The organism is Homoserinimonas sp. (assembly GCF_056262345.1).
Genome location: NZ_JBACFR010000263.1, coordinates 1 through 9,681, shown reverse-complemented (window position 1 = coordinate 9,681; position 9,681 = coordinate 1). Strand labels below are relative to the sequence as shown.

The 9,681-nt window shown below is 64.0% G+C and carries 9 protein-coding genes and 1 tRNA gene; 2 read left to right on the top strand and 8 right to left on the bottom strand.

All coding sequences use genetic code 11. The features are described 5' to 3' along the window. The 7 genes from AC062T_RS12415 to aceE form a co-directional block, all read right to left on the bottom strand. Positions 1-511 (bottom strand): glycosyltransferase (locus AC062T_RS12415; protein WP_476030469.1); only part of this gene is annotated, 511 nt, incomplete at its 3' end. A gap of 17 nt (positions 512-528) precedes the next feature. Next, the gene (locus AC062T_RS12410; protein WP_476030467.1) at positions 529-1,764 is read right to left on the bottom strand and encodes a beta-ketoacyl-[acyl-carrier-protein] synthase family protein; all 1,236 of its coding nucleotides are present in this window, start codon (positions 1,762-1,764) and stop codon (positions 529-531) included. 86 nt (positions 1,765-1,850) lie between these two features. Next, a complete protein-coding gene (locus AC062T_RS12405; protein WP_108516685.1) occupies positions 1,851-2,099 on the bottom strand; it encodes an acyl carrier protein in 249 nt (82 codons plus the stop codon). 41 nt (positions 2,100-2,140) lie between these two features. Beyond that, positions 2,141-3,139, bottom strand: a complete 999-nt coding sequence (locus AC062T_RS12400; protein WP_476030465.1) for a beta-ketoacyl-ACP synthase III — start codon at positions 3,137-3,139, stop codon at positions 2,141-2,143. A gap of 3 nt (positions 3,140-3,142) precedes the next feature. After that, the gene (locus AC062T_RS12395) at positions 3,143-4,057 is read right to left on the bottom strand and encodes an ACP S-malonyltransferase (RefSeq protein WP_476030463.1); all 915 of its coding nucleotides are present in this window, start codon (positions 4,055-4,057) and stop codon (positions 3,143-3,145) included. A 105-nt stretch (positions 4,058-4,162) separates the two neighbouring features. After that, entirely contained in the window at positions 4,163-5,371 is a 1,209-nt protein-coding gene (locus AC062T_RS12390) for a PucR family transcriptional regulator (protein WP_108516680.1), read from the bottom strand. Positions 5,372-5,384: 13 nt separating this feature from the next. Further along, positions 5,385-8,111, bottom strand: a complete 2,727-nt coding sequence (aceE, locus tag AC062T_RS12385; protein ID WP_476030460.1) for a pyruvate dehydrogenase (acetyl-transferring), homodimeric type — start codon at positions 8,109-8,111, stop codon at positions 5,385-5,387. 187 nt (positions 8,112-8,298) lie between these two features. On the opposite strand from aceE, the gene AC062T_RS12380 reads away from it, so the two are divergent. Next, entirely contained in the window at positions 8,299-8,760 is a 462-nt protein-coding gene (locus AC062T_RS12380; RefSeq protein WP_108996881.1) for a peroxiredoxin, read from the top strand. A 63-nt stretch (positions 8,761-8,823) separates the two neighbouring features. Continuing rightward, a tRNA-Val gene (locus AC062T_RS12375) sits at positions 8,824-8,899 on the top strand. A gap of 103 nt (positions 8,900-9,002) precedes the next feature. On the opposite strand, the gene AC062T_RS12370 is transcribed toward AC062T_RS12375, so the two are convergent. Further along, a partial coding sequence (locus AC062T_RS12370) for a zinc-binding dehydrogenase (RefSeq protein WP_476030458.1) occupies positions 9,003-9,681 on the bottom strand: 679 nt, incomplete at its 5' end.

Below are 9,681 nucleotides of genomic sequence, written 5' to 3'. Positions count from 1 at the left end.
TGGAGAGCGTGAGGTTGCGCAGCACGTTGTCCGACGCACGATCGCTGAGCGCAACGCGAGGAAGTCGAGTGCCTGTGAGTCGACCGAGGAGGTAACGGATGACGGGGGCGACGGCGGCGTTGGCTCCCTCGCTCGCCCAATAAAACGTGTGAACGGTGTGCAGGGTAGGGATCTTGAGCTCGGCAGCGACATCCGCAGCAGCGTGGGCGAGGCCGAACTCCGTCTGCACGTGCACGGCATCGATGCGCTCGTGAACGAAGAGGGCGCGGAGCCTGCGCCGAGTTGCGTCGTTGTTGGGGATAACCGGCAGCAGCAGGCCAGGCAGCGTAAACGCTGGCTTGATCGTGAGCCCCTCTGCCGTGCGGTGATACCGCCCGGATCCGCCGCGAACGGCGGAAACCATCACGACCTCGTGGCCCGCTTCGAGCAGGGCGAGCCTCTGCTGCTGCATCGATGTTTGCGCTCCACCGACGTAGTCGAGAAAGTAGTCGCTAACGATCGCAATGCGCATAGAGGCCCGCGCCTATCTCAGTAGCTGCGGAACGCGACGACGGCGTTGTGGCCACCGAAGCCGAAGGAGTTGCTCAGCGCGAACAGGGGGCCGTCTCCGAGGGGGCGAGGCTCCGTGACCACGTCTAGCTCAATCGCAGGGTCTTGTTCTGTGAGGTTGCGCGTCGGAGGGGCGAGGCGCTCGTGAAGCGCGAGCACCGTGAAGATCGCCTCGAGAGCCCCCGTGCCGCCCAGGAGGTGACCGGTGGATGCTTTCGTCGCCGAGATCGCAATGTTGGCAGTGTGCTCCCCGAAGATCGCCTTGATGGCGTTGAACTCCGCGATGTCGCCCACCGGCGTGCTCGTTGCGTGAGCGTTGATGTGGGTGACGTCGGTGATCGACGCGCCCGCCTGCTCGATTGCAGCGCGCATCGCACGGCCTGCACCAGAACCCGCCGGGTCTGGGGCAGTGATGTGGTAGGCATCGCTCGTCACGGCGCCTCCTGTGAGCTCCGCATAGATGCGGGCACCACGGGCGAGGGCATGCTCCTCGGTTTCGAGCACGAGTGCTGCGCCGCCCTCGCCGAGCACGAAGCCGTCGCGGCTGAGATCGTAGGGGCGAGAGGCCGTCTCGGGGGAGTCATTGCGCTTCGAGAGTGCCTGCATGGCAGCGAATGCCGCGATCGGCAGCGGATGAATGGCGGCCTCTGAGCCGCCTGCAACAACAATGTCGGCGTAGCCGGCTTGGAGGTGCTCATACGCATTGACAATCGACTCCGTGCCAGAGGCGCAGGCCGAGACGACAGTGCGCGAATAGGCGCGGGCGCCGATTTCCATGCTCACGGCAGCCGAAGGGCCGTTCGGCATGAGCATGGGAACAGTCATGGGCAGAACGCGGCGGGGTCCCTTTTCGCGCAGGGTGTCCCACGCATCGAGGAGGGTCCACACGCCACCGATTCCCGTCGCGAAGTCGACGCCGATGCGCTCGGGGTCAACATCCGGTGCTCCCGCATCTGCCCAGGCCTCGCGGCCAGCGATCAGGGCGAACTGGCTGCTCGGGTCAAGACGCTTGGTTTCGACTCGCTCCAGCACGTCGGCGGCGGGCACTCGGGCCTGGCCAGCGAACGTGACGGGCAGCTCGTACTTCTCCACCCATTCCTGCTCGAGCGGGCAAACGCCGGATTCCTTGGCCAGAAGGGCTTTCCAGGTGTCACCGACGGAGCCTCCAAGAGGGGAGGTCGTTCCGAGGCCGGTGACGACAATCTTTTTGGTCATTACGAAACTCTCAATCGGCTTGTATCTGTGGCGTTGCGGCGTGATCGGCCCGGGAGACCCCGGGCCGATCCGCGCTACGTCGGGATCTAGCCCTGGGCTGCGACGATGAAGTTGACGGCGTCGCCGACGGTCTTCAGGTTCTTGACCTCGTCGTCCGGGATCTTCACGTCGAACTTCTCTTCTGCGTTGACGACGATGGTCATCATCGAGATGGAGTCGATGTCGAGGTCGTCGGTGAACGACTTGCCCATCTCAACCGTGTCGGTTGCGATTCCGGTCTCATCGTTGATCAGCTCGGCGAGGCCGGCCAGAACTTCTTCGGTGGACAATGCCATGTGTTTTTCTCCTTGAGGGTGTCGTTTGACCGTGGGCAAGTTTAGGGCAGAACCACGACCTGGGCGCCGAAGACGAGCCCAGCGCCGAATCCGATTTGCAGGGCGAGGCCACCACTGAGCTCAGGATGCTCCTGCAGCAGGCGATGGGTGGCCAACGGAATCGAGGCCGCCGAGGTGTTTCCAGTCGTGGCGATATCGCGGGCAACGAGCACGGTTTCGGGCAGTTTCAGCTGTTTGGCGAACTCGTCGATGATGCGCATGTTTGCCTGGTGAGGAATGAATGCGGCCAGGTCGTCGGCAGTGATCCCCGCGACCTCAAGCGCCTTGCGGGCAACCTTGGCCATGTCCCATACCGCCCAGCGAAAAACCGTCTGCCCTTCTTGGCGCAGCGTCGGCCACTTGGCGTCGCCGTCCCGGTAGTCAACGAGGGTCGCGTTCATGCCGACCGCGGCAGCCTTGGAGCCGTCAGAGCCCCACACAGGAGCAGAGATTCCAGGAAACTCGCTCGGACCGATGACGACAGCTCCGGCACCATCCCCCAGAAGGAAGGAGATCGAGCGGTCGGTCGGGTCCACAACGTCGGAGAGCTTTTCAGCGCCAATCACGAGGGCGTAGTGGGCGGCGCCGCTGCGGATGAGAGCATCCGCCTGCGTCACCGCATAGCTGAACCCTGCGCACGCCGCGTTGGTGTCGTAGGCGGCAGCGGGGTTTGCGCCCACCCGGTCGGCCACGACTGCAGCCATCGACGGGGTCTGCTGCACGTTGCTGATCGTGGCGATGATCACGAGGTCGATGAGCTCAGGCGCGATGCCGGACTTCGCAATCGCCTCCTGAGCCGCTTCTGTTGCCAGATCGATTGCGAGGATTCCCACGGAGGCGCGGGTGCGGGTCACGATGCCCGTGCGCTGCTGGATCCACTCGTCGCTGGAGTCGATGGGGCCGACGAGATCCTCGTTTGGTACGGCCACATCGCCCCTGGCCGCGCCGTAGCTGAGGATGCGGGTGAACTGGGGGCCCGTTGACTGAATAAGAGTAGGCACGAGTTACTTCCCGTCGATGAGGTCGAAGGCGGCCGCGAGGTCGTCAGGGGTTTTGATGGCCACGGTCGGCACACCGCGAAGGGCGCGCTTGGCGAGTCCCACGAGAGCACCCGCTGGGGCAACCTCGATGATGCCGGTGACGCCAGTAGCACCCAGCGTCTCCATCGTGAGGTCCCAGCGCACGGGCGATGACACCTGCCCGACAAGAAGGTCGACAAAGGCTGCGCCGTCATCGACGGGGCTTCCGTCGCGATTGGTCCAGATGGGCAGGGTAGGGGCGTGCGGAGTGATGGATGCGGCTGCCGCGCGAAGGCGGTCGACGGCGGGGGCCATGTGCTGAGTGTGGAAGGCCCCGGCCACCTGAAGCGGGATGACCCGTGCCCCGGCGGGCGGGTCGCTCTTGAGTGCTTCGAGGGCCGCCAGATCGCCGGCGACGACGATCTGTCCGCCACCATTGAAGTTGGCGGGAGCGAGCCCTAGCTCCTCGAGGCGTGCCAGAAGCTCTGTCTCGTCGCCGCCCACCACCGCACTCATGCCGGTGGGCGAGGCCGCAGCAGCATCCGCCATGGCAGCGCCGCGTTCTGTGACGAGCCGAATGGCGTCGTCGTCGCTGAGGATGCCAGCACCGGCTGCTGCCGTGAACTCGCCGACGGAGTGGCCGGCGATTCCGCCAATAGCGTCGCGCCGCTGCTCCAGAATGCTGCCGAGCGCCAGGAGGCCTGCGGCCACGATCAGCGGCTGGGCGACTGCGGTGTTCCTAATGGTGTCGGCATCGGACGTCGTGCCGTGGGCGGCGAGATCCATTCCGGCAGCCTCGGAGTATCGCGCTAGCTGACTCGCGTAGCGGGAGTCTGCGAGCCAGGGCTCGAGAAATCCGGGGGTCTGGGAGCCCTGTCCCGGGCAGACGATGACAATCACTTATCTAGTTTCCCAATCCTGAGCAGATTTATGCTGCGCATTTCGACGAAGATCACGCCAAAGCTTTGTGTGCGGAGTCACACTACCGCGGCTCCACTCGGTGGGTTAGTGCGTGGAGCGACGGCGCGGAAGGTGCTCTGTCTCCGCGATCGACCCCACGATGAGGGCAGCCTGGAGAATGAGCGACTCCCGCGCACCCGTCGCATCCCAGCCGATGACCTCGGAAACCCGCTTGAGCCTGTACCGCACCGTATTGGGGTGCACGAAGAGCTCGCGGGCGGTTGCCTCAAGGGACCTGCCGTTATCGAGGTAGCACCAGAGGGTGCCGAGAAGCTCTGTCGAATGAGCCTGCAGAGGCTTGTAAATGCGGTTGATCAGGGTCGATCGCGCGAGTGGGTCGCCAGCGAGAGCGCGCTCGGGCAGCAGATCGTCGGCCAGCGCCGGTCGCGGGGCGTTTCTCCATGACCGAGCGACTGCGAATCCCGCAAGCGCTGCCTTGGCGCTGCGGGAGGCCTCGACCAACGAGGCAACCTCAATTCCGAGAATGAGGTAGCCATCGCCGAATCCGGGCTCGAGGGCCTTCGCGATTTCTAAGAAGGTGACCCGGGGGGTTCCGCCCTCTTCCACGGGTGCGGATGCCGCAGGGGTCGAGCGGCCGATGACGAGCACCAGGCGGCTTCCCTGCACCCCGATGAGAACATCCGAATCGAGGTGGCGGGCGGTGCGCCGAAGCATGTCGACGTCGAGCATCTTGGGGGCGGTGCCGACAAGAACCGAAACCTCGCCGTGGCCATGCCAGCCGAGGGCAGCGATTCGGCTGGGCAGTTCGTCGTCGTATTCGCCACTCAAGATCGAGTCGACGACGAGCGCTTCGAGACGCGCATCCCACAGTCCACGAGCCTCAGCAGCACGGGCATACACATCGGCTGCTGCGAAGGCGATTTCGCGGGAGTACAAGAGGATCGCCTCGCGGAGCGACTCGTCTTTGCCCTTGACCCGCTCTTCAACGACCTCGACCGTGACCTTGATCAGCTGCAGAGTCTGGGTGAGGCTCACCGAGCGAAGGAGCTCCCGAGGGGCCGCACCAAACACATCGGCCGCGATCCACGGCGTCGAGCTGGGGTCGTCATACCAATGAATGAACGAGGTGATGCCGTTCTGCGCCACCATACCCACGGCCGAACGACGCCCCGGTGGCATGTCGCCATACCAGGAGAGGGTGTCTTCAAGTCGTTTGAGAGTCGCGGTGGCGAGCTCGCCTGACACAGTCTTGAGCCAGGCGAGCGTCTGCTCCTTGGTGCGGGGTGCGGCCATCTGGTGTTTGCGCCTAGCTCTCGCCGCCGGCGTTGCCGGAGGTGCCCGCGGTGACATCGAGAAGACGGTACTTCTCGATGGCGCGGAGCGGGACATCGGCCTCTACGAGACCGCGCTGGGCGAGGGACTGAAGCGTGCGCACCACGATCGACGGACCGTCGATGTGGAAGAAGCGTCGCGCCGCAGCCCTGGTGTCGGAGAATCCGAACCCATCGGCCCCAAGGGTGGCGAAGTCATTGGGCACGAACTGGCGGATCTGGTCAGGCACGGAGTGCATGAAGTCCGTAGCGGCAACGATCGGCCCCTCGGCACCGGCAAGCTTCTCGGTGACATAGGGAACGCGCTTCTCCTGCTGCGGGTGGAGGAAGTTGTGCTCCTCTGCTGCGACGCCATCGCGGCGAAGCTCGTTCCACGACGTCACCGACCAGACATCGGCCGAAACGCCCCAGTCCGCTTCGAGAAGCTCCTGTGCCTCAAGCGCCCACGGCACCGCAACGCCAGAGGCGAGCAGCTGAGCCTTCGGGCCCGCTGCCTCGGACTTCTTGAACAGGTACATGCCCTTAAGCAGGCCCTCAACATCCAGATTTTCCGGCTCGGCGGGCTGCAGAAGCGGCTCGTTGTAGACCGTGAGGTAGTACATGACGTTGGGGTCGGGGTGCGTTCCCCCGTACATGCGCTCAAGTCCTGCGCGCACGATGTGGCCGAGCTCATAGCCCCAGGCGGGGTCGTAGCTGACGACAGCAGGGTTCGTGGATGCCAGCAGCGGCGAGTGTCCATCGGCATGCTGCAGGCCTTCACCCGTAAGCGTGGTGCGGCCTGCGGTCGCGCCAATGACGAAGCCACGAGCCATCTGGTCGCCGGCGGCCCAGAAGGCGTCGCCCGTGCGCTGGAACCCGAACATCGAGTAGAAGACGTAGACGGGGATGAGCGGCTCGCCGTGGGTGGCATAGGACGTGCCCACCCCGGTGAAGGCCGCGACAGCGCCTGCTTCGTTGATGCCAACGTGGAGGATCTGCCCCTGCACGCTCTCCTTGTAGGCCAGAAGAAGCTCACGGTCCACCGACGTGTAATGCATGCCGTTGGGGTTGTAGATCTTGGCTGTGGGGAAGTAGGCGTCCATGCCAAACGTGCGAGCCTCATCCGGAATGATCGGCACGATGCGGTGACCGAAGTCCTTGGAGCGCAGCAAATCCTTGAGGAGACGAGCGAACGCCATTGTGGTGGCGACCTCTTGCTTGCCAGAACCACGCTTGACGACGTCGTAGGTCTTCTCTTCAGGAAGGCTCACCTGCGTGTACTTTGAGCGCCGCTCGGGCACATAGCCGCCGAGCGCGCGGCGGCGCTCGTGCAGGTACTGGATGGCCTCGTCGTCGTTGCCGGGGTGGTAGAACGGCGGCTTGTAGGGGTCGGCCTCGAGCTGAGCATCGGTGATCGGGATGCGCATCTCGTCGCGGAACTGCTTGAGGTCGGGCAGCGTGAGCTTCTTCATCTGGTGGGTCGCGTTGCGCCCCTCAAACGACTTACCGAGTCCGTAACCCTTAATGGTGTGCGCCAGGATCACGGTGGGCTGGCCCTTGTGCTCGGTCGCGGCCTTGAACGCTGCATAAACCTTGCGGTAGTCGTGGCCACCACGCTTGAGCCCCCACACCTGGTCGTCGGTGTAGTCCTTGACCAGGTCGAGGGTGCGAGGGTCGCGGCCGAAGAAGTTCTCGCGCACATAGGCGCCATCCTCGGTCTTGTAGGTCTGGTAGTCGCCGTCAGGCGTCACGTTCATGAGGTTGACGAGGGCGCCATCGCTGTCGCGAGAGAGGAGCTCATCCCATTCGCGGCCCCAGATCACCTTGATGACATTCCAGCCAGCGCCACGGAAGAAGCTCTCGAGCTCCTGAATGATCTTGCCGTTGCCGCGCACGGGGCCGTCGAGGCGCTGCAGGTTGCAGTTGACCACGAAGTTGAGGTTGTCGAGCCCGTCGTTGGCGGCGAGCTGCAGTGCACCACGAGCCTCGACCTCGTCCATCTCGCCGTCGCCGAGAAAGGCCCAGACCTGGGCATCCGAAACATCCTTGATGCCACGGTTGGTCAGGTACTTGTTGGTCTGCGCCTGATAAATGGCGTTGATGGGGCCGATGCCCATGGAGACCGTGGGGAACTGCCAGTAGTTCGGCATGAGACGCGGGTGAGGGTACGACGACAGGCCGTAGGGGGCGCGAGACTTCTCCTGGCGGAAGCTGTCGAGCTGCTCTTCGCCGAGGCGTCCTTCGAGGAAGGAACGGGCGTACATGCCGGGGGAGGCGTGGCCCTGGTAGTAGATCTGGTCCCCGCCGGACTCGTGATCCTGGCCGCGGAAGAAGTGGTTGTGGCCGACCTCATACAAGGATGCGGCAGAGGCGTAGCTGGCGATATGACCGCCGACCGCGATGCCGGGCCGCTGGGCGCGGTGCACCGTGATAGCGGCGTTCCAGCGAATCCAGGCGCGGTAGCGGCGCTCGATGTCTTCGTCACCGGGGAACTCTGGTTCGTTTTCGGCAGCGATGGTGTTGATGTAGTCGGTGGTGGGGACCATCGGAACACCAAGCTGAAGGTCTTTGGAGCGCTTGAGAAGGCTCAGCATGATGTCGCGGCCGCGACCCCGCCCTTGGGCCTCAACGAGTCCGTCGAGGGATTCCTGCCACTCTGCTGTCTCTTGGGGATCCGAGTCGACATGGTTCATCGAGTACGGGTCCTGATCGTGAATTGACACGGATTGCCTCGTTCTGGTTATTGAGTACATTCGATGCCGACTGCGAGTCCGTTTGTCACGGTCTCCGCCTTGCGCGGCTCCCTCATCCTAGTAACTCAAACGGGCTTTCATTTGGATGGTTCCCACAGCGATGGATACCATGTCGCCAGGATTCCCCTCCGTTTCACGCCCACGCAAAGGATGCACTATGACAGTTGATGTCGGTACCGTCGCCCCAGATTTTGAGCTGCAGAATCAGTTTGGCGAGTCGGTGTCTCTGTCGGCATTTGCTGGCAAGAAGCCCGTCGCATTGGTTTTCTACCCGCTCGCATTCACGGGCACCTGCACGGGCGAATTGTGCGAGCTGCGCGACAACATCGCGATGTTCGCCGACGCCAATGTTGAACTCCTCGCTATCTCGGTTAACAACAAGGCGACCCTCCGCGTGTTTGCGGAGCAGGAGGGCTATGACTTTTCGCTTCTCGGCGATTTTTGGCCGCACGGTGAAGTCGCCCGCAAATACGGCGTGTTCATCGAAGAAGCCGGGATTGCGACGCGCGCAACCTTCCTCATCGACACCGACGGCGTCGTTCGCGCCGCCTTCCAGACGGCACCAGGGCAGGCCCGCGACCTCGCCGCCTACCGCGAAGCACTCGCCGCAATCGCATAGCATGGTCATCGGTTCGCGTGCGGCACGCTAGTATTGGTGACCGGTTCGCATCGCGAATCATGAGGGCCTTTAGCTCAGCTGGTAGAGCGCCACGTTTACACCGTGGATGTCATCGGTTCGATCCCGGTAGGGCCCACCACAGAAAACCCCCGCACAGTGTGCGGGGGTTTTTGCTTGCTCAGAGTTCGACAACGTGCGCAGAGTTCGACAACGTGCGCAGAGTTCTACAACGTGCGCATGTCCTACAGCGTGAGCATGACTTTGATGGCGCGGCGCTCGTCCATGGCTCGATACCCTTCGGCGGCATCCTCAAGGGGCACAGTGAGGTCGAACACCCTGCCAGGGTCAATAGCGCGGTCGCCGATCAGCTTTATCAATGTCGGCAAAAAATGCCTCACGGGTGCAGGGCCGCCGTGCAGGTGCACGCTTCTGAAAAACAGGTCGATGCCCCGCAGCTCCACCCCGTGCGAGACTCCGACATAGCCCACGTACCCGCCAGGCCGGGTCGACTGAATCGCCTGCGACATGGACTGCTGTGTGCCCACCGCTTCGGCGGTACCGTGCGCACCATATCCGTTAGTGAGCTCTCGCACCCTCGCTGCGCCATCGTCGCCCCGTTCCTCGACGATGTCGGTCGCTCCGAACGACCGCGCGAGCGCCTGCCGCTCGGGGTGACGACTGAAGGCGATGATCCGTTCGGCCCCCAGTTGCCGTGCGGCGAGGATCGCGCAGAGCCCCACTGCGCCGTCACCGACGACGGCAATGGTGCGACCGGGGCCAGCCTGCGCGGCGACCGCGGCATACCAACCCGTACCAAGAACGTCGGATGCGGCCAGCAGCGGGGCAATGAGGTCATCGGCGGGGTATGCGGGCGTTGCGACCAGGGTGCCGTCGGCGAGAGGGATGCGCGCGTACTCAGCC

What these genes read in the sequence shown, in the direction of transcription:
- AC062T_RS12410 (WP_476030467.1), bottom strand. Translation starts at nt 1,764, where the DNA reads ATGACCAAAAAGATTGTCGTCACCGGCCTCGGAACGACCTCCCCTCTT.
- AC062T_RS12405 (WP_108516685.1), bottom strand. Translation starts at nt 2,099, where the DNA reads ATGGCATTGTCCACCGAAGAAGTTCTGGCCGGCCTCGCCGAGCTGATC.
- AC062T_RS12390 (WP_108516680.1), bottom strand. Translation starts at nt 5,371, where the DNA reads ATGGCCGCACCCCGCACCAAGGAGCAGACGCTCGCCTGGCTCAAGACT.
- AC062T_RS12380 (WP_108996881.1), top strand. Translation starts at nt 8,299, where the DNA reads ATGACAGTTGATGTCGGTACCGTCGCCCCAGATTTTGAGCTGCAGAAT.